The sequence below is a fragment of the Ensifer sp. WSM1721 genome (assembly GCF_000513895.2).
Taxonomy (GTDB): domain Bacteria; phylum Pseudomonadota; class Alphaproteobacteria; order Rhizobiales; family Rhizobiaceae; genus Sinorhizobium.
Window position 1 is genome coordinate 1,182,646 of record NZ_CP165782.1, and the last position, 20,602, is coordinate 1,203,247.

The window sequence follows — 20,602 nt, forward strand, 5'->3', positions numbered from 1 at the left end:
GAACAGAGATGCAGAAGATTCGCAAAGGCGACAAGGTCGTCGTTCTCACCGGTAAGGACAAGGGCCGCACCGGCGAAGTCGTTCAGGTCATGCCGAAGGAAGACCGGGCTGTCGTGCGTGGCGTCAACATGGTGAAGCGTCACCAGCGCCAGACCCAAAGCCAGGAAGCCGGCATTATCACCAAGGAAGCCCCGATCCACCTTTCGAACATCGCGATCGCTGATCCGAAGGACGGCAAGCCGACCCGCGTCGGTTTCAAGATCGAAGGTGACAAGAAGGTCCGCGTGGCCAAGCGTTCGGGAGAAGTGATCGATGGCTAAGACCGCTTATGAGCCGCGGCTCAAGAAGGAATATGTAGAGCGCATCCGCAAGGCGATGCAGGAGAAGTTCTCCTACGCCAACGAAATGCAGATCCCGCGCCTCGACAAGATCGTCATCAACATGGGTGTTGGCGAAGCGACCGGCGATTCCAAGAAGCCGTCCGTTGCTGCCGCCGACCTCGCTGCGATTGCCGGCCAGAAGCCGGTGATCACCCGCGCGCGCAATTCCATCGCTGGCTTCAAGCTCCGCGAAGGCATGCCGATTGGTGCCAAGGTTACCCTGCGCGGCGTTCGGATGTATGAATTCCTGGATCGTCTCATCAACATCGCTCTTCCGCGTGTTCGAGACTTCCGCGGCCTCAATCCGAAGTCCTTCGATGGTCGTGGCAACTTCGCCATGGGCATCAAGGAGCACATTGTGTTCCCTGAGATCAACTACGACAAGGTTGATCAGATGTGGGGCATGGACATCATCGTTTGCACGACGGCAACTAACGACGACGAAGCTCGCGCTCTGCTTGAAGAGTTCAACTTCCCGTTCCGTCAGTAATCCGTAACGACAAGCGTAAAGAAGGATAACTGTTATGGCGAAAACGAGCGCAGTTGAAAAGAACAAGCGCCGCCGCAAACTGGTTGCCAGCCACGCCTCCAAGCGCGCGGTCTTGAAGGCAATCATCATGAACCAGTCTTTGCCGATCGAAGAGCGGTTCAAGGCCACCCTCAAGCTGGCCGAACTGCCGCGGGATGGGTCCAAGACTCGTATCCGCAACCGTTGCGAAGTTACCGGCCGTCCGCGTGCCTACTATCGCAAGCTTCGCATGTCGCGTATCGCGCTTCGCGAACTGGGCAATCTCGGCAAGGTGCCGGGCGTGGTCAAGTCGAGCTGGTAAGGAGACGGGCACATGGCAATGACTGATCCCTTGGGCGATATGCTCACCCGTATCCGTAACGGCGCTGCGCGCCGCAAGTCGAGCGTTTCAACGCCGGCTTCCAAGCTCCGCGCACGCGTTCTGGATGTCCTTCAGTCCGAAGGCTACATCCGCGGATACTCCGAAGTCGAATTCGGCAACGGCAAGTCCGAGCTGAACATCGAACTGAAATACTACGAAGGCGCCTCCGTGATCCGTGAGATCTCGCGCGTCTCCAAGCCGGGCCGCCGGGTCTATGTCTCGGTCAAGTCCATCCCGCAGGTCGCGAACGGCCTCGGCATCACCATCCTTTCGACCCCGAAGGGTGTGATGGCCGATCACCAGGCACGCGAACAGAATGTTGGTGGTGAGGTTCTTTGCTCGGTCTTCTAAGGCCGAGCAGGATCTCCATAGCGAACAGACAGGTATAAAAATGTCTCGTATCGGTAAGAAGCCCGTTCAAGTTCCGGCAGGCGTCACGGCTAACGTTGATGGCCAGAAGGTAACGGCAAAGGGCCCGAAGGGTGAACTGTTCTTCGTCGCAAACGACGAAGTCTCGGTGAAGCTCGAAAACAACACGGTTGTCGTTGAACCGCTCAATGAGAGCAAGGATGCTCGCGCTAAGTGGGGCATGTCCCGCACGATGATCGAGAACATCTTCAAGGGCGTGAAGGACGGTTATGAGCGCAAGCTCGAAATCAACGGCGTCGGTTACCGCGCTTCCATGCAGGGCAAGAACCTGCAGCTCGCGCTCGGCTTTAGCCACGACGTCGTCTATCAGACGCCGGAAGGCATCACGATCGCTGTGCCGAAGCCGACGGAAATCGTCGTTTCCGGCATCAACAAACAGCAGGTCGGCCAGGTTGCCGCGGAAATCCGCGAATACCGCGGCCCCGAGCCCTACAAGGGCAAGGGCGTCAAGTATGCCGAAGAGCGGATCGTCCGCAAAGAAGGCAAGAAGAAGTAAGGATCACGCGAAATGGCTAGCAGGAAAGATACTCTTGTGCGTCGCGCCAGCCGCGTGCGCCGTCAAATCAAGGCGGTCGCCAACGGCCGTCCGCGCCTGTCGGTTCATCGCTCGTCGAAGAACATCTATGCGCAGATCATCGACGATGTTGCCGGCAAGACGATTGCCGCTGCATCGACGCTTGAGTCGGATCTCAAGTCTGCGCTGAAGACCGGAGCCGACACGGCGGCTGCGGCCGCCGTCGGCAAGCTCATCGCAGAGCGCGCATCCCAGGCGGGCATCAAGGACGTCGTCTTTGATCGCGGCGCCTTCATCTACCACGGCCGCATCAAGGCGCTGGCCGAGGCAGCTCGCGAAGGCGGCCTGAACTTCTAAGGTTCGCCGCCCGGGTGGAGTGCCCGGGCGGAACTCCGCTTCGCATTTACCCCCGGTCGTCTCGTCTTGTAGCGAGGCGACTTTTCGTCAATCTGCCGATTGCACCCGGAAAAGAAAAAGGAAGAGGACAATGGCACAGAAAGAACGTGGTCCGCGCGAAGAGCGTCAGGGCCGTGAAGAGCGCGACAGCGAATTTGTCGATAAGCTCGTCGCTATCAACCGCGTCGCCAAGGTGGTGAAGGGCGGTCGTCGTTTCGGTTTCGCTGCTCTCGTCGTCGTGGGCGACCAGAAGGGCCGCGTTGGTTTCGGTCACGGCAAGGCACGCGAAGTGCCGGAAGCCATTCGCAAGGCAACGGAAGCTGCAAAGCGCGATCTAATTTTCGTTCCGCTGCGCGGTGGCCGCACCCTGCATCACGACGTCAACGGCCGCCATGGCGCCGGCAAGGTTCTGCTGCGTGCAGCCAAGCCCGGTACGGGTATCATTGCCGGTGGCCCGATGCGCGCCGTCTTTGAAACGCTCGGCGTTCACGACGTCGTCGCCAAGTCGACCGGTTCGTCGAACCCCTACAACATGGTTCGCGCCACTTTCGACGCGCTCCAGAACCAGATGCACCCGAAGGACATCGCGGCACAGCGCGGCATCAAGTACGCCACGCTCCAGGCCCGTCGCGTTTCCGCCGGCGTTGGTTCCGAAGAATAAGGGAGCTGACAGATGGCTAAGAAAGAAGTTGCCAAGAAGACGGTTACCGTCGAGCAGATCGGTAGCCCCATTCGCCGTCCGGCCGTGCAGCGTCAGACGCTCATCGGTCTGGGCCTCAACAAGATGCACCGGGTTCGCACGCTGGAAGACACTCCGGCCGTTCGCGGCATGATCCGGGCCGTCCAGCACCTCGTTCGCGTCGTCGACGAGAAGTGAGGGGGATCGAGATATGAAACTGAATGAAATTAAGGACAACGAAGGCGCGACGAAGAGCCGCAAGCGTCTTGGCCGCGGTATCGGCTCCGGCTCCGGCAAGACTGGTGGCCGCGGCGTGAAGGGTCAGAAGGCGCGTTCGGGCGTTTCGATCAACGGCTTCGAAGGCGGCCAGATGCCCATCTACCGCCGCCTGCCGAAGCGCGGCTTCAACAACATCTTCGCTTCGGAGTTCGTTGTCGTCTCCCTCGGCCGCATTCAGGCCGCCGTCGACGCCAAGAAGCTCGATGCGTCGAAGACCGTTGATGCTGCTGCCCTCAAGGCTGCCGGCGTGATCCGCCGCGTCAAGGACGGCGTCCGCGTTCTTGCTGACGGCGAACTGAAGGCGAAGATTTCGCTCGAAGTTGCAGGTGCTTCCAAGCCGGCGGTCGAGAAGATCGAAAAGGCCGGCGGCTCCATTAAGCTGCTCGCAGCGGCCGCGGAATAATTATGACTGATGAACCGCCCGGGGTGCTTCACGCCGGGCGGTTTTGCTCCCATATGTGAGCCTCACGTCCGAGGCGGCGAATCGCTTGCCGCGACGGGACATAACGGAAACCACGGTGAGGCATCCGATTGCAGCGACAATCGCCTCGCGTCAGGTTTTCAACGAAGAGAACTTACTCAGTCCGGAACTGACCGGGTTTTCCCGCGATTTCCGAGATTTGGTACGCGGAGAATTGCATGGCTTCTGCAGCGGAACAGCTCGCCTCGAACCTGAATTTTTCGACTTTCGCGAAGGCGGAAGATCTGAAGAAGCGCCTCTGGTTCACCCTCGGTGCGCTCCTGGTTTACCGTCTTGGCACCTATATCCCGCTGCCCGGCCTCAATCCGGACGCGTTCGCGCAAGCCTTCCAGGGGCAGGCGGGCGGCATTCTCGGCCTGTTCAACATGTTCTCGGGTGGAGCGGTCGAGCGCATGGCGATCTTCGCGCTCGGCATCATGCCCTATATCTCCGCCTCGATCATCGTGCAGCTCATGACGTCGGTCGTTCCGGCGCTCGAGCAGCTGAAGAAGGAAGGCGAGCAGGGCCGCAAGGTCATCAACCAATATACCCGCTACGGCACGGTGCTTCTGGGCGCGATGCAGGCCTACGGCATCGCCGTCGGTCTTGAGAGCGGTAGCGGCCTGGTCAACGATCCGGGCTGGTTCTTCCGGATTTCCACCGTCATCTCGCTCCTCGGCGGCACGATGTTCCTGATGTGGCTTGGCGAGCAGATCACCTCGCGCGGCATCGGTAACGGCATCTCTCTCATCATTTTCGCCGGCATCGTCGCAGCTCTGCCGGGGGCGCTGGCAGGCACGCTGGAACTCGGCCGTACCGGGGCGCTTTCGACGCCGCTCATCCTTGCGATCATTGTGATGGTCGTCGCCGTAATTGCGCTGATCGTCTTCGTCGAACGCGCGCAGCGCCGTCTGTTGATCCAATATCCAAAGCGCCAGGTCGGCAATCGGATGTTCCAGGGCGACACGTCGCACCTGCCGTTGAAGCTCAACACCTCGGGCGTCATCCCGGCGATCTTTGCGTCGTCGCTGCTTCTGCTGCCGGCAACCTTGGCGGGCTTCGCCAACGCCGCGACGCTGCCCGGCTGGGCGACCGCCATCGTCGGCGCGCTCGCCCATGGCCAGCCGCTGTACATGTTCTTCTATGGCGCGATGATCGCCTTCTTCGCCTTCTTCTACACGGCGATCGTCTTCAACCCGAAAGACACGGCCGACAATCTGAAGAAGCATGGCGGCTTCATCCCCGGAATCCGTCCGGGCGAGCGTACGGCCGAATACATCGATTACGTCTTGACCCGTATCACCGTCATCGGTGCGATCTACCTGATCTTCGTCTGTATCCTGCCCGAAATCCTCATCTCGCAGACCGGCGTGCCGTTCTACCTTGGTGGTACGTCGCTTTTGATTGTTGTCAGCGTGACCCTCGATACGGTAGCACAGATCCAGGGTCACCTCATTGCCCAGCAATATGAGGGGCTGATCAAGAAGTCGAAGCTGCGCGGAGGAAAGAGGGGACGATGAGACTTATTTTTTTGGGCCCGCCGGGCGCTGGCAAGGGTACGCAGGCCAAGCTCCTGACGGAGAGATACGGCATCCCGCAGCTTTCCACGGGGGATATGCTTCGGGCGGCCGTGGCTCAGGCGACGGAAGTCGGCAAGCGCGCAAAGGCAGTGATGGATGCCGGCCAGCTCGTCTCCGACGAAATCGTCAACGAAATCGTCTCCGACCGTATCGATGCGCCGGATTGCGCCAGGGGCTTCATTCTGGACGGCTATCCGCGGACCGTCCCGCAGGCCGTGGCACTCGACCGGATGCTTGAAAAAAAGGGTCTGAAGCTCGATGCGGTCATTGAGCTGAAGGTCGACGAGGCAGCGCTTGTGCGGCGGATGGAGAATCGCGTAGCGGAAACGGTGGCCGCGGGCGGCACTGTCCGCTCCGACGACAATCCCGAGGCCTTTCGGCGCCGCCTGACGGAATATCGGGAAAAGACCGCTCCGCTTTCGGAACACTATGCTCGGACCGGTCGACTGAAGACCGTTGACGGCATGGCGGACGTGAACACGGTTACGGCCGAGATCGAGAAGATTCTGGCATAGGCGTTCGCCTCTGCCAAAATGGAAGCGCCGGGGAGTTGACTTTTCCGGGCGATTCCTCCAAAGACAGCGTCAACTCGCGACATGAGAAGCGATCGGCGCGGTCTTCAAAACAATGAAGTCCGGGTACGGTCGTTTTTGACGTGTCTCGAACCTCAATCAACGTGCGGCTCTTCAAGGTCGCGTAACGAAGCACCTATTGCCGGATGGCAACTGGAACGCAAGGAGAATAGACGTGGCACGTATCGCTGGCGTCAACATCCCGACGGCAAAGCGCGTCGTCATCGCGCTGACCTACATTCACGGGATCGGCCCGAAATTCGCGAAGGAAATCACCGAGAAGGTCGGCATTCCCGCTGACCGTCGCGTGCACCAGCTGACGGACGCCGAAGTCCTTCAGATCCGTGAGACGATCGACCGTGACTATCAGGTCGAGGGTGACCTGCGCCGCGAAACGGCGATGAACATCAAGCGCCTGATGGACCTCGGCTGCTATCGCGGTCTGCGTCATCGTCGCGGTCTGCCGGTGCGCGGCCAGCGTACGCATACCAATGCCCGCACCCGCAAGGGTCCGGCAAAGGCAATCGCCGGCAAGAAGAAGTAATTTCCCGAACAGGGAAGTGCGGGAGGCTGGCGTTGCGCGCCGGCCTCCTTTGCAGTTTGGTTGGGCAAGTGCCTGACCATCGCGCCGGGCTGGCCGGCTCGGTGCAAATCACAGCGAAACCGGTTGGTCGGTGCCGCGAATGGAAGATGCAGGGCAGGGGACGACAAATCCTTTTCCCGGTGGAGCCGCTGGAATTACGGCGGTGCAGAGATCTAAGAAAGGGATCCCATGGCTAAGGAAGCCACCCGCGTTCGCCGCCGCGAGCGCAAGAACATCACGTCTGGCGTTGCACACGTCAATTCGTCGTTCAACAACACGATGATCACCATCACCGACGCACAGGGCAATGCGATCGCCTGGTCGTCGGCTGGCGCGAAGGGCTTCAAGGGCTCGCGCAAGTCGACCCCGTTCGCAGCGCAGATCGCCGCCGAAGATTGCGCGCGGAAGGCCCAGGAACACGGCATGAAGTCGCTGGAAGTCGAGGTTTGCGGCCCGGGTTCCGGTCGCGAATCCGCTCTTCGCGCGCTGCAGGCTGCGGGTTTCATGATCACGTCGATCCGCGACGTGACGCCGATCCCGCACAATGGCTGCCGTCCGCGCAAGAAGCGCCGCGTCTGATCATCTGTATTCAACATTCCGGTGAGGGCGCATGGGCGCTCTCCCGGTCTTCGGGGCTCGGTTGTCACGATTGGATGGTGGCAACGAACGGAAGGCAGAAAACATGATCCAGAAAAATTGGCAGGAATTGATCAAGCCGAACAAGGTGGAGTTCGCCTCCTCCGGCCGCACCAGGGCAACGTTGGTCGCTGAGCCGCTTGAGCGCGGCTTCGGTCTGACGCTCGGCAACGCGCTTCGCCGCGTACTTCTGTCGTCGCTGCGCGGTGCTGCCGTCACGGCGGTACAGATCGACGGCGTGCTGCACGAATTCTCGTCGATCCCGGGTGTGCGGGAAGACGTGACCGACATCGTGCTCAACATCAAGGAAATCGCCATCAAGATGGATGGCGACGACGCAAAGCGCATGGTCGTGCGCAAGCAGGGCCCGGGCGTCGTGACGGCCGGTGACATCCAGACGGTTGGGGATATCGAAATCCTCAACCCGAATCATGTGATCTGCACCCTCGACGAGGGTGCGGAGATTCGCATGGAGTTCACCGTCAACAACGGTAAGGGCTACGTACCGGCTGAGCGCAACCGCTCGGAAGATGCGCCGATCGGCCTCATTCCGGTCGACAGCCTGTACTCCCCGGTCAAGAAGGTCTCCTACAAGGTGGAAAACACCCGTGAAGGCCAGGTTCTCGACTATGACAAGCTGACGATGTCCATCGAAACCGATGGCTCCGTCACCGGTGAAGATGCGATCGCCTTTGCAGCCCGCATCCTTCAGGACCAGCTGTCGGTTTTCGTCAACTTCGACGAGCCGCAGAAGGAAACCGAGGAAGAGGCAGTCACCGAACTCGCCTTCAACCCGGCGCTTCTCAAGAAGGTCGACGAACTGGAGCTTTCCGTCCGTTCGGCCAACTGCCTGAAGAACGACAACATCGTCTATATCGGCGACCTCATTCAGAAGACCGAAGCAGAAATGCTCCGTACGCCGAATTTTGGTCGCAAGTCGCTCAACGAGATCAAGGAAGTTCTCGCTTCCATGGGCCTGCACCTCGGCATGGAAGTGCCGTCCTGGCCGCCGGAGAACATCGAAGATCTCGCCAAGCGCTACGAAGACCAATACTAACCGTTAGACTGCGGGCGGATGCCTGCAAGTAAAGGAGAATAGCCATGCGCCACGGTAAAGCCGGCCGCAAGCTGAATAGAACCGCCAGCCACCGCAAGGCGATGTTTGCCAACATGGCAGCTTCGCTGATCGAACACGAGCAGATCGTCACGACGCTGCCGAAGGCCAAGGAAATCCGTCCGATCGTCGAGAAGCTCGTCACGCTCGGCAAGCGCGGCGACCTGCACGCTCGCCGTCAGGCGATCTCGCAGATCCGCGACGTTGCCGTTGTCTCGAAGCTGTTCGACACGATCGCATCGCGCTACGCTACCCGCAACGGTGGCTATCTGCGCATCATGAAGGCTGGCTTCCGCCAGGGCGACAACGCCCCGCTCGCCGTCATCGAGTTCGTTGACCGCGACGTCGACGCCAAGGGTGCGAAGGATCGCGCTCGCGTTGCCGACGAGGCCGAGGCTGCCGAAGCAGCTTAATTCATACAACGACCGAAGAAATTGAAGCGGCCGGGTGATCTCACCCGGCCGCTTTTTCCGTTGCGGCGATTGATCGTGTGAAACCGGTTCGCGATCGCTTCCAGCGCAGGAAGCGTGTCCTGACCACCCGCCAGAGGAGCAGCATCGCAACGAGCGTGATGTACAGCATCTGCTCCGGTCCGACGACCTTTACGGCCATGGCGAAATGCAGTGCTCCAGCCGCCGCTATCACATAGACGAGTTTGTGCAGCTTGTTCCAGCGCTGGCCGAGCCTGCGGATCGACCAATTGTTCGAGGTAAGCGCAAGCGGAATGATGAGCACGAAGGCTGTCATGCCGATCGTGATGAAGGGACGACGGGCGATGTCGGCGATGATCGCCGGGAAGCGCAGCATCTGGTCCAGCACCATGTAGGCGAGGAAGTGCATCAGCACGTAGTAGAAGGCGAGCAGGCCGAGAGCCCGGCGGTATCTGAGCCAGTTCACCCCGAAGAGATCGCGGATGGGCGTAATTGCCAGGGTCGCTACGAGGAAGCGCAGGGCCCAGAGGCCGAGCAGGTGCTCGAATTCCTTGATGGCGTTGCCGGGCAGTTGGCCGGTTGCCCCGAGATAGAAGGCGAAGACGGCGGGAATGAAGCCGAGCGCGTAGAGCATCCAGACGGAGGGGCCATGCAATCGTTTCGGCAGGGTGGGCAAGATGGTCATCGTCAGAAATTCGCGCTCAAGTCCATGCCGGCATAGAGGCTCGCAACCTCGTCCGCGTAGCCGTTGAAAGGAAGCGTGTCGCGGCGGTTGGAGCCGAAGAACCCGCCTTCGCCTATCCGGATCTCCGTGGCCTGGCTCCAGCGCGGATGATCGACCGCCGGGTTCACATTGGCGTAGAAGCCATATTCGTTCGGCGCGGTGAGATTCCAGGTGCAGGGAGGCGGCGTTTCGGTCAGCGAAATCTTCACGATCGACTTTATCCCCTTGAAACCGTATTTCCACGGAACAACCAGTCGTATGGGGGCGCCATTCTGGTTGGGAAGCGTCTTGCCGTAGAGGCCGACAGAGAGGATCGCCAGCGGATGGCGGGCTTCGTCGAGCCGCAGCCCCTCGCGATAGGGCCATTCCAGCGGCTGGAAATAACCGGACTGGCCTGGCATTTCATCGGGGCGTACGACGGTTTCGAAGGCGACATATTTGGCGCTGCCGAGCGGCTCGACCTTGTCTAGGAGCGCGGCCAAGGGAAAGCCGATCCACGGAATCACCATCGACCAGGCCTCGACGCAACGCATGCGGTAGATCCGCTCTTCGAGCGGGAAGGCTAGGAGCTCGTCAAGGCCGAACTCGAGCGGCTTGCCGACGAGGCCATCGACTTTCACCGTCCAGGGCGAAGGCTTGAAGCTTCCGGAATTGGCAGCAGGGTCGCCTTTGCCCGTGCCGAATTCGTAGAAATTGTTGTAGCTCGTGACGTCTTTTTCCGGCGTCGTCGGCTCGTTGACCTTGTAGGCGCTCGCGGAAGTCTTGAGCGGGCCGGCATGCCCGCTTGTCGTCCCGCCCAGGAACAGACCGCCCGCCGCAGCGGCCATGAAGGCCCGCCGATCGATGAAACAGCGCTCTGGCGTGATTTCGGAGGCGGCGATCCGCAGTGCGCGGTAGCTTGGCATGATATTCCCCAACATCTGCGTTTTCTAAAGATCAGATCACCAGAGTTTCGATCACCGGGAAAGATGGCCGCAACCACGTTTTCGTGCGCGGTTCGTGACCGCGGGAGATCGAAGGCCGAGTTCTCCTTCAAAGCTGCAGGCATTACGGCAATCGCCTGATTCCCCAGATGATTTCACTCCGGATGGGCCTTCGAGATCGTCGGGTCCGCCCGCGGCGCGTTGCCTTTTTTCTTGCGAAATCCTATCTGAACTACAGCGGCCTCTGTGCGTCCTTTCAGACGCACAGAGGCCGCTGTAGCACTTTGAATTGCTGCATGTTTTTATCCTTAAATCGGCTAGGTTTTAAGGAAACATGCAGTAGCAGCAACGAAAGGGAGAATTCTTCATGATCTTAGGCCATCGAGTCTTCGCGGCTCTCGTTTTCGCTGTGGCCATGTCGACGCCCGCGATGGCTCAGGATGCCAAGACGGTACCGCAATCCCGTACCGAAATGCAGCTCTCCTTCGCGCCTCTGGTGAAGCAGACGGCGAATGCGGTGGTGAATGTCTATGCCGAACGGGTCGTTGAGCGACGGTCGATCTTTGCCGGCGATCCCTTCTTCGAAGAGTTCTTTGGCCAGCGTATGCCGAATCGCACCGAGAAGCAGTCGTCGCTCGGATCCGGCGTCATCGTCGGCCGCGACGGCCTGGTCGTGACCAACAATCACGTCATCGAGGGCGCGAACGACATCAAGGTCGCGCTCGCCGACGGGCGTGAATATCCTTGCAAGATCATGCTCAAGGACGACCGTCTCGATCTTGCGGTCATGAAGATCGAAGCGGACGGCCCGTTCGACATCATCCCGATCGGTGATTCCGACGCAGTCGAGGTCGGCGATCTGGTGCTCGCCATGGGCAACCCGTTCGGGGTCGGGCAGACTGTGACGAGCGGCATCGTATCCGCCCTCGCGCGCAATCAGATTTCCAATGGCGATTTCGGCTTCTTCATCCAGACGGATGCCGCGATTAACCCTGGCAATTCCGGTGGTGGACTCATCAATATGAAAGGCGAGCTGATCGGCATCAACACCGCGATTTTTTCCAGGGGCGGCGGCTCGAACGGTGTTGGGTTCGCGATCCCGGCCAACCTGGTCAAGGTCTTCGTGGCCTCTGCTCAAGGTGGCGGCGGCTCGTTCATCCGGCCTTTCGTCGGGGCGACGTTCGAGCCCGTCACCTCCGATGTGGCGGACGCACTCGGGCTTGACCGGGCCCGCGGTGCACTGGTGACGGCGGTCCAGTCGGGCGGGCCAGCGGAAAGCGCCGGCATGCGGCCGGGACAGGTCGTCGTTGCCGTCAACGGCATGGCGGTCGAGCATCCCGATGCGCTCGGCTATCGTCTGACCACCGTCGGCATCGGCCATGAGGCGCGCGTGACGGTCTTGGAGGACGGCAAGCCGCAGGACATCACCTTGAAGCTCGAGCAGGCGCCCGAGACCGCGCCACGCGACGAAAGGCTCATCGAAGGGCGCAATCCTTTCGCGGGCGCTGTCGTGGCAAATCTCTCGCCTCGTCTCGCAGACGAGCTGCGCATGCCTACTTCCTTGCAGGGCGTCGTCGTCACCGAGGTCAATCGCGGCTCGCCGGCCGCCCGCATCGGCCTCGCACCGAAAGATATCGTCCGCTCGGTCAACGGTACTGCAATCGACAGCTCGAAGACGCTGGAAAGCGTCGTCGCCGATGAGGCTTCGTTCTGGCGCGTCGAGATCGAGCGCGACGGCCAGCTCATTCGTCAGTTCTTCCGATGAGCGATCTTTTTTCCCCCATCGAGCCGCCGGAGATGGCCTCGGCAAGACCTCTTGCCGATCGGCTGCGGCCGCGCACGCTCGCCGAGGTCACTGGTCAGGAGCACCTGACCGGCGCGGATGGCGCGCTCACGCGCATGATCGCGTCCGGTTCTCTCGGCTCGATGATTTTCTGGGGGCCGCCGGGGACCGGCAAGACGACGGTAGCGCGCCTGCTTTCCGGCGAGGCCGGACTCGCCTTCGAGCAGATCTCGGCGATCTTCTCCGGGGTTGCGGACTTGAAGAAGGTGTTCGATTCCGCCCGCGCCCGGCGCATGTCGGGGCGACAAACGCTGCTGTTCGTCGATGAGATCCATCGTTTCAATCGCGCCCAGCAGGATAGCTTTCTGCCGGTCATGGAGGATGGCACCGTCATCCTGGTCGGCGCCACAACCGAGAACCCGTCCTTCGAGCTCAATGCCGCGCTTTTGTCGCGGGCGCGCGTGCTGACCTTCAAGCCGCTTGACGAGGCGAGCCTCGAGGAGCTGTTGAAGCGGGCCGAGAAGGCCGAGGGCAAGGCGTTGCCGCTTGACGAGGATGCCCGTGCGAGCTTGATCCGAATGGCGGATGGTGATGGCCGGGCGGTGCTCACCCTTGCCGAAGAGGTCTGGCGGGCGGCTCGCAAGGACGAGATCTTCGACGCCGCGGCGCTCCAGGATATCGTCCAGCGCCGCGCACCCGTTTACGACAAGAGCCAGGACGGCCACTACAATCTGATCTCGGCGCTTCACAAATCGGTTCGAGGCTCGGACCCGGATGCCGCGCTTTACTACCTCTGCCGCATGCTCGATGCCGGCGAAGACCCGCTCTATATCGGCCGGCGGCTCGTCCGTATGGCGGTCGAGGATATCGGGCTTGCCGATCCGCAAGCCTTGGTGATCTGCAACGCCGCCAAAGACGCCTATGACTATCTCGGCTCCCCCGAAGGCGAGCTCGCTCTCGCGGAGGCTTGTGTCTACATCGCTACCGCGCCGAAGTCGAACGCCGTCTATACCGCTTACAAGCAGGCCATGCGTGCGGCGAAGGAAAACGGCTCGCTGCTGCCGCCGAAGCATATCCTCAACGCCCCGACCAAGCTCATGAAGGGGGAGGGGTACGGCGAGGGATACCGCTACGATCACGACGAGCCCGACGCATTTTCGGGCCAGGATTATTTCCCGGAGAAGATGGGAAGAAAGACCTTCTACGACCCGCCGGAGCGCGGCTTCGAGCGGGAAATTCGCAAGCGGCTCGAATGGTGGGCGAAGCTCAGGCGCGAGCGGAATTCATAGATCGAGACCTGCCAAACGGGCTGACGTGCCCGATGTATCGTGACAAGAGGTGAATTTTCATGAAGGCGCGCATCAAATGGGTTGAAGGCCGGACATTCGTCGGCGAGTCCGGAAGCGGACATAATGTCGTGCTCGGCACGGCTTTCGGGCCGGAGGGACGAACACCGGGCCCGAGCCCGATGGAGTTGGTGCTGATCGGCACCGGAGGCTGCTCGGCCTTCGACGTCGTTCATATCCTTGAAAAGGGACGCGAGGCGGTCGAAGACTGTATCGTCGAGATCGACGCTGATCGTGCGGATCAGGACCCGAAAGTGTTCACCCGCATTCACATGCACTTTGTGGTGAAGGGGCGTGGCCTTGCGACGCACAAGGTCGAGCGCGCCATCGCGCTCTCGATCGAGAAATATTGCTCGGCCTCGGCGATGCTCGCCAAGACGGCCGCAATCACCCACGACTTTGAAGTCGTCGACACCACTGCGGCGGCGGTGAGCTGATCTTCCGTTAGAGCTCCTCGTCCGCTGCTTTGAGCGTTGGCGGGGGTGAGGTGCGAGGGAACCTCGCGGGCGGCGATCCGCGTCCCGCGCAAAACAGATATGTCGGCCGGTCTCTTGTTGCGCTTCTCGGTCTATGGCATAGGAGTGCCGCGTTGCAGACGGCTGCACGGATCGACGACGTCGGTCCGCACTTCCGCGGGGACGGCCTCGCTCCACTTGAAGGAGCTTGATATGGCCTGGTTCACCCTGCTTCTTGCCGGAATTCTTGAAATCGGCTGGGCAATAGGTCTCAAATATACGGATGGATTCACGCGTCTCACACCGACGGTGCTAACGGTCGGCGCGATGGTGCTTAGCATCCTGTTGCTCGGCATCGCCGTGCGCTCGCTGCCGCTCGGTACGGCCTATGCTGTGTGGACCGGCATCGGCACGGTCGGCACCGTCGTTCTCGGCATTATGCTCCTCGGCGAGCCCGCGACCGTCATTCGCCTCGGCTGCATCGGCCTCATCGTCGCGGGCATTGCCGGCTTGAAGCTGGTTGCCTGAGGCCTAAAGCGGAATGAGGAAAAGTACGGAGCGGTTTTCCTCGGCATGCGCTCGTGACCGAAGCGAAAGAACTTCACGCAACGTGAACTTGAGGCTTGCTCGACGCTATTTCAGCGCGTCGAGCACCGTGGCGGCGGCCTGCATCTCCCGCCAGCGATTTTCGCGGCGTTTGAAGGCTTCCTCGTCGGTTCCCCAATGCTCGATCTGCCAATCCTCGTCGACATGGGCGGCCTCCCATGCCTCTTCCGCCGACAGCCTTCCCTTGGCCAAGGCGAGCGCAAGCAGCGCGGATCCCGTCAAACTCGTGATCGTGTGCAGACAGGCGAGGCCCAGCGGCGTCGCAAAGGGGCGCAGGCCCTCGGCATAGGCAGAGATTGCCTCGCGCGGCTGCTCCTGATGAATGACGCCCTCGGCGAGAATGAAGCGGGCGCCGAGCGAATGGGCCGCCCAATCGAGGACCGGATTCCAGATGTCGTTCTGCCGCTTGACTAGGCCCGCGGGGCTATCGGCTCGATAGCAGAGGAGATCGCTGCCGGCGAAACGCAGGACATCGTCGAAGACGGCTCGGTGATCGAGTGCCACTCCGTCGATCGCCGTATTGACGATCCGAGTGAGCGGCATCGCCCCGGGATCGATGACCTCGGTTTGCGCGTCCCACTCGGCCGCAAGCAATGCGGCGAGCTTCTCCGTGGGAACCGCAAGCGGCCGCTTTGCCGGTGTGCGCACCGGCCGCCCGTCGAGAAGCACCGCGTATCCGCCGTCATCCGCGGGGGCGACGCTTGCATGCTTGTAGAAACGCTTCGCCAGCGGCTTCTGCATTTGGATCTGAGCACGACGCACCGGATCCTCGTGGCTCAGTGCTCCGGTCAGTTCGTCGCGAATATCAGGCATGGTTGCGTTCCATCCATTCGATTATGTCTGCCGGCACGCGGGCGATATGATCGGCGCCGGCCTCGATGAGTTGCGGCATGCTGGCATATCCCCAGGCGACGCCGAGCGCATCCGCGCCGGCTGCCTTCGCCATCTGCATATCATAGATCGCGTCTCCAATGACGATCGTATCCGCAGGATCGACGCCGGCCTCGGCGCAGCACTCCATGACCATCGCCGGATGCGGTTTCGACGGACAATCGTCCGCCGTGCGCGAGACGAAGAAGACCTTGTCGAAGCCGTGAGTGGCGGCGATGTGCGCAAGCCCGCGCCTCGATTTTCCGGTGACGGCGCCGATCAGCAGTTCGTCCCGACCAGCAAGCGTTTCCATCATTTCCGCTATGCCAGGAAACAATGCTTCCTGGAATCCGGGCTCGCCGCGCACTGTAGCGAAGATAGTCTTGTAATGCGCCGCCATTGCGACCTCACGGGTGTCAGCATGCGGCTGCCCGAGGAGTCTGGCGATCGCGATATCGAGCGTAAGGCCGATGACCGCCTTGGTGGCGTCCGTCGTCGGGCGCTCCAGATCAAAGGCATCGAAGGTGCGGGCCATCACCTCGTGGATCAGCCCGGCGCTGTCGACCAGGGTGCCGTCGCAATCGAAAAGAACGAGCTTCATCATTCGCCCTCGCCGGCGGCGTCCTCATCGAAGCCGAGCAGGTTCCAGCTCTGTACCATGTGCGGGGGCAGGGGAGCCGTGACCTTCAGCCGCCCGCCGTTCGGATGGGGAATGTCGATATGCCGGGCATGGAGGTGCAGCCGGTTCTGCATGCCGCCGGGAAAGGTCCAGTTGGTGTCCGCCTCGAAATATTTCGGATCGCCGATGATCGGGTGACCGATATGGGCGGCGTGCACGCGCAACTGATGCGTGCGGCCGGTATAGGGCTCCATCTCCAGCCAGGCGAGGTTCTGGCCGGCCTGCTCGACGACGCGGTAATAGGAGACCGCATGATCCGCGCCGTCCTCGCCATGTTTGGCGATCCGTACGCGGTCGCCGTCCGGCGTCGGCTCTTTCACCAGCCAGGTGGAAATCCGGTCCTCGCGCTTTCGCGGCACGCCCTTGACCAGCGCCCAGTAGGTCTTCTTGGTATCGCGTTCGCGAAACGCGGCCGTCAGTTGCTGGGCCGCACCGCGGGTGCGGGCGATGACGAGGACGCCGGACGTGTCGCGGTCGAGGCGATGGACGAGGCGCGGCTTCTCGCCCTTCTGACTGGTCCAGGCTTCGAGCATCTTGTCGATGTGCCGGCTGACGCCCGAACCACCCTGGACGGCAAGACCGGGCGGTTTGTTGAGCACAATGACTTTGGCATCTTCGTGCAGGACCATGCGCGACAGGAGCTCGCCGTCGGACGAATTGCGCAGGTCACGCCCGCCGATCGGACCGGATTTCGCGTCCTTGGCGTCGACACCGAGCGGAGGGATGCGGATCGTCTGGCCGGGCTGGACGCGCGTGTCGGACTTGGCGCGCGCGCCATCGACGCGGATCTGCCCGGAGCGCAGCAGTTTCTGCAGCGGACCAAAGCCCAATCCCGGAAAATGCACCTTGAACCAGCGGTCGAGACGCATGCCCGCCTCGTCGCTGTCCACCTGCCTGTGTTCTATGCCTGCCATCTGCAGAAATCCGCTTCCTGTTTTTCAGGGTGGCTTTAGACCATTGCGGGCGCGAGGGCCAGTCCAGCGAAGGCCGCGCGCCGAAAGATCGTCGCGCTACCAGCCCGCTTGCCGAACGAAGGGGACGCGGCAGGGGAGAAGCGTCGCGTATCAACCCAGCCTTTCGGCGTGCCACTTGAGATGGTCGTCCATGAAGGTCGAGATGAAATAATAGGAGTGGTCGTAGCGCTCGTGCATCCGGAGCGTGAGGCCGATCTCCGTTCCCTTGACCGCCTCCTCGAAAAGCCATGGGCGCAGGCCGTTTTCGAGGAAACCATCGGCCTTGCCTTGGTCGATCAGGCATTCCGGGAAGCGCGCGCCGTCTTCGACCAGCGCGCAGGCATCATACTTCCGCCAGGCGGCCTTGTCGGAACCGAGATATTTCTCGAAGGCGCCGACGGACCAGTCGGCGCTCGACGGCGCGACGATCGGCGCGAAGGCAGAGCAGCTACGGAAGCGTTCAGGGTTCTTGAGCGCGATCGTCATGGCGCCATGTCCGCCCATCGAATGGCCGAAGATGCCCTGGCGGCCCATGTCGACGCGGAAATGCTGGCTCACGAGATCGGGCAACTCCTCGGTGATGTAAGTGTACATCTGGTAATGTTCGGCCCAAGGCGTCTCTGTCGCATCGAGATAGAAGCCGGCGCCTTTGCCCATCTGCCAGTTGGTAAGTTCGTCCGGCACATCGGGCCCGCGCGGGCTCGTATCCGGGCAAACGATGATGAGGCCGAGTTCGGAGGCCATTCGCCGGTACTCGCCCTTTTCCATTACATTGGCATGGGTGCAGGTGAGACCGGAGAGATACCAAAGCACGGGGCGAAGCTCGTTGATTGCCTGCGGCGGAACGTAGACGGCGAAGGTCATTTCGCCCTTGCAGGCCGCCGAATCGTGCGCGTAGACGCCCTGCATGCCGCCGAAGGCTGTGTTTTGCGAGATTACTTTCATGGAAGCGCTCCTGGATTCATGAGGTGCTGCCGGCGAGCTGTACCGCGGCATTGACCGCAGCCGCGACGAGCACAGTGTTGAAGAAGAAGGAAACAATCGCGTGCACCAAATTGACGCGCCGCATTGCCGTCGTCGTGATGGCGACGTCAGAGGTCTGCGCCGTCATGCCGATGACGAAGGCGAAATAGAGGAAGTCGTAGCCGCCGGGAGCGTCTGTTTCCGGAAAGGCCAGGCCGCGCGCCGCGGGGTTGCCGTCGCCATGGTGGCTGGCGAGCCAATAGAGGTGGGCGTAGTGCAGCGCCGCCATAGTGTGGACCGTGGCCCATCCCAGCGTCACCGAGGCGAAGGCGAGAATTAATTCGCCGGCGCTGCCGCCTCCGGTGCGGTTGAGCGCGAAAAAGAGCGCCGTCAACGAAATGGCGGCGGCCGAAAGCGTCACCAGAAAGATGATCGGTTCCGGTTCGCCCGTGTCGCGGGCGTTGATCTTGAGATAGCTCCCCGTAAGCTTGGGAATCCGGACAGCGGCCATCGACAGGTAGATGCAGAAGAAGAGGATCGCTGCGATCTCGACCGCCTGGCCGCGAAAGAGCATGCTGCTGACCGGCAGGCTGAGCAGCGCGCCCGTAAGCGCGAGATAGAACGGCCAGTGCCTGAGGCCTTTCTTCGGTTTCATTCGCTGCCTTCCATTCGCCGGCCGCCACGTCGTCGGGTCGTCACCTTTTCGCCTGACGGCAAAGTCGGTCAAGCGTTTCGAGAAAGGCGGAACGGTCCTTGGCGGTGAAGGCGGCATTATAGCCCTTGCTTTCGCCCGCTTCGCGCAGATGCGCGCCGAGGTCGCGCATTGCAGAGGCCATGCCGATGTTTGTCTTATCGAAGACGCGCCCGGTAGGCCCGGTCACGAGCGCGCCGGCGGCCACGCAGCGCACGGCAAGCGGCACATCCGCCGTCACCACGACATCGCCCCTGCTGGCGCGTTCGGCGATCCAATCGTCGGCCGCATCGAACCCGGCCGATACGATGACGTTGTGCACCATTGGGTCGCGCGAGGGCCGTAGCCCCGAATTGGCGACGAATGTCACCTCGAAGCCGTGGCGCTCAGCCACCTTTAGGGTCTCGGCCTTGACCGGACATGCGTCGGCGTCGACATAGATCATAGCAGTTTCAACCCAGAAGAACGGAAAAGCGCCGGAATTCAGACGACTCCGACGCTTTTCTAACGCGTATTGTGAGCTCAGTAGATCACGACACTCCGGATGCTTTCGCCGGAATGCATGAGCTCGAAGCCCTTGTTGATGTCGTCGAGGGCCAAGGTGTGGGTGATCATCGGATCGATCGCGATCTTGCCTTCCAAGTACCAGTCGACGATCTTCGGCACGTCGGTGCGGCCGCGGGCGCCGCCAAAGGCGGTGCCTATCCAGCTGCGGCCGGTGACGAGCTGGAACGGCCGCGTCGAAATCTCCTGGCCGGCGCCGGCCACGCCGATGATCACCGACTTGCCCCAGCCGCGATGCGAGGCCTCGAGCGCCTGGCGCATCACCTTGACATTGCCGGTGCAGTCGAAGGTGTAGTCGGCGCCGCCGATCTGGTCGGCGCCGCGCTTCGTCAGGTTGACGAGATAGGCGACGATGTCGTCGCCGACCTCGGTCGGATTGACGAAATGGGTCATGCCGAACCTTTCGCCCCAGGGCTTCTTGGCGTTGTTGAAATCGACGCCGATGATCATGTCGGCACCGGCGAGCCGCAGCCCTTGAATGACGTTCAAACCGATGCCGCCGAGCCCGAAGACGATCGCCGTCGCGCCGATCTCGACCTTGGCGGTGTTGATCACGGCGCCGATGCCGGTGGTGACGCCGCAGCCGATGTAGCAGATCTTGTCGAAGGGCGCGTCGGGATTGACCTTGGCGACGGCGATCTCCGGCAGCACGGTAAAGTTCGCAAAGGTCGAGCAGCCCATATAGTGGTGGATCTTGTCGCCGTTAATCGAGAAGCGCGAGGTGCCGTCCGGCATCAGCCCCTGGCCTTGGGTGGCGCGGATGGCGGTGCAGAGATTGGTCTTGCGCGAAAGGCACGAGGGGCAGGCGCGGCATTCCGGCGTATAGAGCGGGATGACGTGGTCGCCCTTCTTCACCGAGGTGACGCCAGGGCCGACATCGACGACGATGCCGGCGCCCTCATGGCCGAGGATTGCCGGAAACAGCCCTTCCGGATCGGCGCCGGAGAGCGTGAAGTCGTCGGTATGACAGATGCCGGTCGCCTTGACCTCGACCAGCACCTCGCCGGCCTTCGGGCCCTCGAGCTGCACAGTTTTCACTTCCAGCGGTTTGCCGGCCTGAACGGCCACGGCTGCGCGTACGTCCATGTCTCTTCTCCCTTGA

Annotated in this window: 28 protein-coding genes; 19 read left to right on the forward strand and 9 right to left on the reverse strand. The window is 61.7% G+C overall.

Annotation, left to right across the window (positions count from 1 at the left end):
- Nucleotides 1-8 precede the first annotated feature (8 nt).
- From rplX to rplQ, 15 genes are all read left to right on the forward strand, one after another.
- Nucleotides 9-320, forward strand: a complete 312-nt coding sequence (gene rplX / locus M728_RS05760) for a 50S ribosomal protein L24 (RefSeq protein WP_026622825.1) — start codon at nt 9-11, stop codon at nt 318-320.
- The gene (gene rplE / locus M728_RS05765; RefSeq protein WP_026617385.1) at nt 313-870 is read left to right on the forward strand and encodes a 50S ribosomal protein L5; all 558 of its coding nucleotides are present in this window, start codon (nt 313-315) and stop codon (nt 868-870) included. Before rplX ends, rplE begins: the two co-directional genes overlap by 8 nt.
- Before the next feature lie 34 nt (nt 871-904).
- Complete coding sequence (gene rpsN, locus M728_RS05770; protein ID WP_026622826.1) at nt 905-1,210, forward strand: 30S ribosomal protein S14; 306 nt, start codon at nt 905-907, stop codon at nt 1,208-1,210.
- A 12-nt stretch (nt 1,211-1,222) separates the two neighbouring features.
- Nucleotides 1,223-1,621 carry a 30S ribosomal protein S8 gene (gene rpsH / locus M728_RS05775; RefSeq protein ID WP_026617383.1) on the forward strand — a complete coding sequence of 133 codons (399 nt, stop codon included), beginning with the start codon at nt 1,223-1,225 and terminating at the stop codon, nt 1,619-1,621.
- Between the two features lie 40 nt (nt 1,622-1,661).
- Nucleotides 1,662-2,195 carry a 50S ribosomal protein L6 gene (rplF, locus tag M728_RS05780; RefSeq protein ID WP_026622827.1) on the forward strand — a complete coding sequence of 178 codons (534 nt, stop codon included), beginning with the start codon at nt 1,662-1,664 and terminating at the stop codon, nt 2,193-2,195.
- A 12-nt stretch (nt 2,196-2,207) separates the two neighbouring features.
- Nucleotides 2,208-2,570 carry a 50S ribosomal protein L18 gene (gene rplR / locus M728_RS05785; protein WP_026622828.1) on the forward strand — a complete coding sequence of 121 codons (363 nt, stop codon included), beginning with the start codon at nt 2,208-2,210 and terminating at the stop codon, nt 2,568-2,570.
- A gap of 130 nt (nt 2,571-2,700) precedes the next feature.
- Complete coding sequence (gene rpsE, locus M728_RS05790) at nt 2,701-3,270, forward strand: 30S ribosomal protein S5 (protein ID WP_026622829.1); 570 nt, start codon at nt 2,701-2,703, stop codon at nt 3,268-3,270.
- A 12-nt stretch (nt 3,271-3,282) separates the two neighbouring features.
- Entirely contained in the window at nt 3,283-3,486 is a 204-nt protein-coding gene (rpmD, locus tag M728_RS05795; protein ID WP_026617379.1) for a 50S ribosomal protein L30, read from the forward strand.
- A gap of 13 nt (nt 3,487-3,499) precedes the next feature.
- Nucleotides 3,500-3,970, forward strand: a complete 471-nt coding sequence (gene rplO / locus M728_RS05800; protein ID WP_026622830.1) for a 50S ribosomal protein L15 — start codon at nt 3,500-3,502, stop codon at nt 3,968-3,970.
- A 236-nt stretch (nt 3,971-4,206) separates the two neighbouring features.
- Entirely contained in the window at nt 4,207-5,547 is a 1,341-nt protein-coding gene (gene secY, locus M728_RS05805) for a preprotein translocase subunit SecY (protein WP_026622831.1), read from the forward strand.
- Entirely contained in the window at nt 5,544-6,122 is a 579-nt protein-coding gene (locus M728_RS05810) for an adenylate kinase (protein ID WP_026617376.1), read from the forward strand. Before secY ends, M728_RS05810 begins: the two co-directional genes overlap by 4 nt.
- 232 nt (nt 6,123-6,354) lie before the next feature.
- Nucleotides 6,355-6,723 carry a 30S ribosomal protein S13 gene (rpsM, locus tag M728_RS05815; RefSeq protein ID WP_026617375.1) on the forward strand — a complete coding sequence of 123 codons (369 nt, stop codon included), beginning with the start codon at nt 6,355-6,357 and terminating at the stop codon, nt 6,721-6,723.
- 228 nt (nt 6,724-6,951) lie between these two features.
- Nucleotides 6,952-7,341, forward strand: coding sequence for a 30S ribosomal protein S11 (gene rpsK / locus M728_RS05820; protein WP_026617374.1), 390 nt, complete (start codon nt 6,952-6,954; stop codon nt 7,339-7,341).
- Nucleotides 7,342-7,444: 103 nt separating this feature from the next.
- Nucleotides 7,445-8,455 (forward strand): DNA-directed RNA polymerase subunit alpha, encoded by a 1,011-nt coding sequence (locus tag M728_RS05825; RefSeq protein ID WP_026622832.1) that lies wholly within the window; start codon nt 7,445-7,447, stop codon nt 8,453-8,455.
- A 44-nt stretch (nt 8,456-8,499) separates the two neighbouring features.
- Nucleotides 8,500-8,925 (forward strand): 50S ribosomal protein L17, encoded by a 426-nt coding sequence (gene rplQ / locus M728_RS05830; RefSeq protein WP_026622833.1) that lies wholly within the window; start codon nt 8,500-8,502, stop codon nt 8,923-8,925.
- A 40-nt stretch (nt 8,926-8,965) separates the two neighbouring features.
- Here the strand turns inward: rplQ and msrQ are convergent, their stop codons facing one another.
- Nucleotides 8,966-9,628, reverse strand: coding sequence for a protein-methionine-sulfoxide reductase heme-binding subunit MsrQ (gene msrQ / locus M728_RS05835; protein ID WP_034884444.1), 663 nt, complete (start codon nt 9,626-9,628; stop codon nt 8,966-8,968).
- A gap of 2 nt (nt 9,629-9,630) precedes the next feature.
- A complete protein-coding gene (msrP, locus tag M728_RS05840) occupies nt 9,631-10,572 on the reverse strand; it encodes a protein-methionine-sulfoxide reductase catalytic subunit MsrP (RefSeq protein ID WP_026622834.1) in 942 nt (313 codons plus the stop codon).
- Nucleotides 10,573-10,957: 385 nt separating this feature from the next.
- On the opposite strand from msrP, the gene M728_RS05845 reads away from it, so the two are divergent.
- The 4 genes from M728_RS05845 (at nt 10,958) to sugE (ending at nt 14,702) form a co-directional block, all read left to right on the forward strand.
- Nucleotides 10,958-12,355: a DegQ family serine endoprotease gene (locus tag M728_RS05845; protein WP_026622835.1), complete on the forward strand. Its 1,398-nt coding sequence runs from the start codon at nt 10,958-10,960 to the stop codon at nt 12,353-12,355.
- On the forward strand, nt 12,352-13,662 hold the full coding sequence (locus M728_RS05850; protein WP_026622836.1) for a replication-associated recombination protein A: 1,311 nt from the start codon (nt 12,352-12,354) through the stop codon (nt 13,660-13,662). The genes M728_RS05845 and M728_RS05850 overlap by 4 nt, the downstream gene beginning before the upstream one ends.
- A 59-nt stretch (nt 13,663-13,721) precedes the next feature.
- The gene (locus M728_RS05855) at nt 13,722-14,156 is read left to right on the forward strand and encodes an OsmC family protein (RefSeq protein ID WP_026622837.1); all 435 of its coding nucleotides are present in this window, start codon (nt 13,722-13,724) and stop codon (nt 14,154-14,156) included.
- Between the two features lie 231 nt (nt 14,157-14,387).
- Entirely contained in the window at nt 14,388-14,702 is a 315-nt protein-coding gene (sugE, locus tag M728_RS05860; RefSeq protein WP_026622838.1) for a quaternary ammonium compound efflux SMR transporter SugE, read from the forward strand.
- Nucleotides 14,703-14,807: 105 nt separating this feature from the next.
- Here the strand turns inward: sugE and M728_RS05865 are convergent, their stop codons facing one another.
- From M728_RS05865 to M728_RS05895, 7 genes are all read right to left on the reverse strand, one after another.
- Nucleotides 14,808-15,593: an ATP12 family chaperone protein gene (locus tag M728_RS05865; RefSeq protein WP_026622839.1), complete on the reverse strand. Its 786-nt coding sequence runs from the start codon at nt 15,591-15,593 to the stop codon at nt 14,808-14,810.
- Nucleotides 15,586-16,251 (reverse strand): HAD-IA family hydrolase, encoded by a 666-nt coding sequence (locus M728_RS05870; RefSeq protein WP_026622840.1) that lies wholly within the window; start codon nt 16,249-16,251, stop codon nt 15,586-15,588. The genes M728_RS05865 and M728_RS05870 overlap by 8 nt, the downstream gene beginning before the upstream one ends.
- Nucleotides 16,251-17,243 (reverse strand): RluA family pseudouridine synthase, encoded by a 993-nt coding sequence (locus M728_RS05875; RefSeq protein WP_026622841.1) that lies wholly within the window; start codon nt 17,241-17,243, stop codon nt 16,251-16,253. Before M728_RS05875 ends, M728_RS05870 begins: the two co-directional genes overlap by 1 nt.
- 150 nt (nt 17,244-17,393) lie before the next feature.
- The gene (fghA, locus tag M728_RS05880; RefSeq protein ID WP_026622842.1) at nt 17,394-18,227 is read right to left on the reverse strand and encodes an S-formylglutathione hydrolase; all 834 of its coding nucleotides are present in this window, start codon (nt 18,225-18,227) and stop codon (nt 17,394-17,396) included.
- Between the two features lie 16 nt (nt 18,228-18,243).
- A complete protein-coding gene (locus tag M728_RS05885; RefSeq protein WP_026622843.1) occupies nt 18,244-18,900 on the reverse strand; it encodes a DUF1345 domain-containing protein in 657 nt (218 codons plus the stop codon).
- A 40-nt stretch (nt 18,901-18,940) separates the two neighbouring features.
- Nucleotides 18,941-19,381 (reverse strand): YaiI/YqxD family protein, encoded by a 441-nt coding sequence (locus tag M728_RS05890; protein ID WP_026622844.1) that lies wholly within the window; start codon nt 19,379-19,381, stop codon nt 18,941-18,943.
- A 77-nt stretch (nt 19,382-19,458) separates the two neighbouring features.
- Nucleotides 19,459-20,586 carry an S-(hydroxymethyl)glutathione dehydrogenase/class III alcohol dehydrogenase gene (locus M728_RS05895; RefSeq protein ID WP_370906462.1) on the reverse strand — a complete coding sequence of 376 codons (1,128 nt, stop codon included), beginning with the start codon at nt 20,584-20,586 and terminating at the stop codon, nt 19,459-19,461.
- Nucleotides 20,587-20,602 lie beyond the last annotated feature (16 nt).

What these genes read in the sequence shown, in the direction of transcription:
- rplX (WP_026622825.1), top strand. Translation starts at nt 9, where the DNA reads ATGCAGAAGATTCGCAAAGGCGACAAGGTCGTCGTTCTCACCGGTAAG.
- rplE (WP_026617385.1), top strand. Translation starts at nt 313, where the DNA reads ATGGCTAAGACCGCTTATGAGCCGCGGCTCAAGAAGGAATATGTAGAG.
- rpsN (WP_026622826.1), top strand. Translation starts at nt 905, where the DNA reads ATGGCGAAAACGAGCGCAGTTGAAAAGAACAAGCGCCGCCGCAAACTG.
- rpsH (WP_026617383.1), top strand. Translation starts at nt 1,223, where the DNA reads ATGGCAATGACTGATCCCTTGGGCGATATGCTCACCCGTATCCGTAAC.
- rplF (WP_026622827.1), top strand. Translation starts at nt 1,662, where the DNA reads ATGTCTCGTATCGGTAAGAAGCCCGTTCAAGTTCCGGCAGGCGTCACG.
- rplR (WP_026622828.1), top strand. Translation starts at nt 2,208, where the DNA reads ATGGCTAGCAGGAAAGATACTCTTGTGCGTCGCGCCAGCCGCGTGCGC.
- rpsE (WP_026622829.1), top strand. Translation starts at nt 2,701, where the DNA reads ATGGCACAGAAAGAACGTGGTCCGCGCGAAGAGCGTCAGGGCCGTGAA.
- rpmD (WP_026617379.1), top strand. Translation starts at nt 3,283, where the DNA reads ATGGCTAAGAAAGAAGTTGCCAAGAAGACGGTTACCGTCGAGCAGATC.
- rplO (WP_026622830.1), top strand. Translation starts at nt 3,500, where the DNA reads ATGAAACTGAATGAAATTAAGGACAACGAAGGCGCGACGAAGAGCCGC.
- secY (WP_026622831.1), top strand. Translation starts at nt 4,207, where the DNA reads ATGGCTTCTGCAGCGGAACAGCTCGCCTCGAACCTGAATTTTTCGACT.
- M728_RS05810 (WP_026617376.1), top strand. Translation starts at nt 5,544, where the DNA reads ATGAGACTTATTTTTTTGGGCCCGCCGGGCGCTGGCAAGGGTACGCAG.
- rpsK (WP_026617374.1), top strand. Translation starts at nt 6,952, where the DNA reads ATGGCTAAGGAAGCCACCCGCGTTCGCCGCCGCGAGCGCAAGAACATC.
- M728_RS05825 (WP_026622832.1), top strand. Translation starts at nt 7,445, where the DNA reads ATGATCCAGAAAAATTGGCAGGAATTGATCAAGCCGAACAAGGTGGAG.
- rplQ (WP_026622833.1), top strand. Translation starts at nt 8,500, where the DNA reads ATGCGCCACGGTAAAGCCGGCCGCAAGCTGAATAGAACCGCCAGCCAC.
- msrQ (WP_034884444.1), bottom strand. Translation starts at nt 9,628, where the DNA reads ATGACCATCTTGCCCACCCTGCCGAAACGATTGCATGGCCCCTCCGTC.
- msrP (WP_026622834.1), bottom strand. Translation starts at nt 10,572, where the DNA reads ATGCCAAGCTACCGCGCACTGCGGATCGCCGCCTCCGAAATCACGCCA.
- M728_RS05845 (WP_026622835.1), top strand. Translation starts at nt 10,958, where the DNA reads ATGATCTTAGGCCATCGAGTCTTCGCGGCTCTCGTTTTCGCTGTGGCC.
- M728_RS05850 (WP_026622836.1), top strand. Translation starts at nt 12,352, where the DNA reads ATGAGCGATCTTTTTTCCCCCATCGAGCCGCCGGAGATGGCCTCGGCA.
- M728_RS05855 (WP_026622837.1), top strand. Translation starts at nt 13,722, where the DNA reads ATGAAGGCGCGCATCAAATGGGTTGAAGGCCGGACATTCGTCGGCGAG.
- sugE (WP_026622838.1), top strand. Translation starts at nt 14,388, where the DNA reads ATGGCCTGGTTCACCCTGCTTCTTGCCGGAATTCTTGAAATCGGCTGG.
- M728_RS05865 (WP_026622839.1), bottom strand. Translation starts at nt 15,593, where the DNA reads ATGCCTGATATTCGCGACGAACTGACCGGAGCACTGAGCCACGAGGAT.
- M728_RS05870 (WP_026622840.1), bottom strand. Translation starts at nt 16,251, where the DNA reads ATGAAGCTCGTTCTTTTCGATTGCGACGGCACCCTGGTCGACAGCGCC.
- M728_RS05875 (WP_026622841.1), bottom strand. Translation starts at nt 17,243, where the DNA reads ATGGCAGGCATAGAACACAGGCAGGTGGACAGCGACGAGGCGGGCATG.
- fghA (WP_026622842.1), bottom strand. Translation starts at nt 18,227, where the DNA reads ATGAAAGTAATCTCGCAAAACACAGCCTTCGGCGGCATGCAGGGCGTC.
- M728_RS05885 (WP_026622843.1), bottom strand. Translation starts at nt 18,900, where the DNA reads ATGAAACCGAAGAAAGGCCTCAGGCACTGGCCGTTCTATCTCGCGCTT.
- M728_RS05890 (WP_026622844.1), bottom strand. Translation starts at nt 19,381, where the DNA reads ATGATCTATGTCGACGCCGACGCATGTCCGGTCAAGGCCGAGACCCTA.
- M728_RS05895 (WP_370906462.1), bottom strand. Translation starts at nt 20,586, where the DNA reads ATGGACGTACGCGCAGCCGTGGCCGTTCAGGCCGGCAAACCGCTGGAA.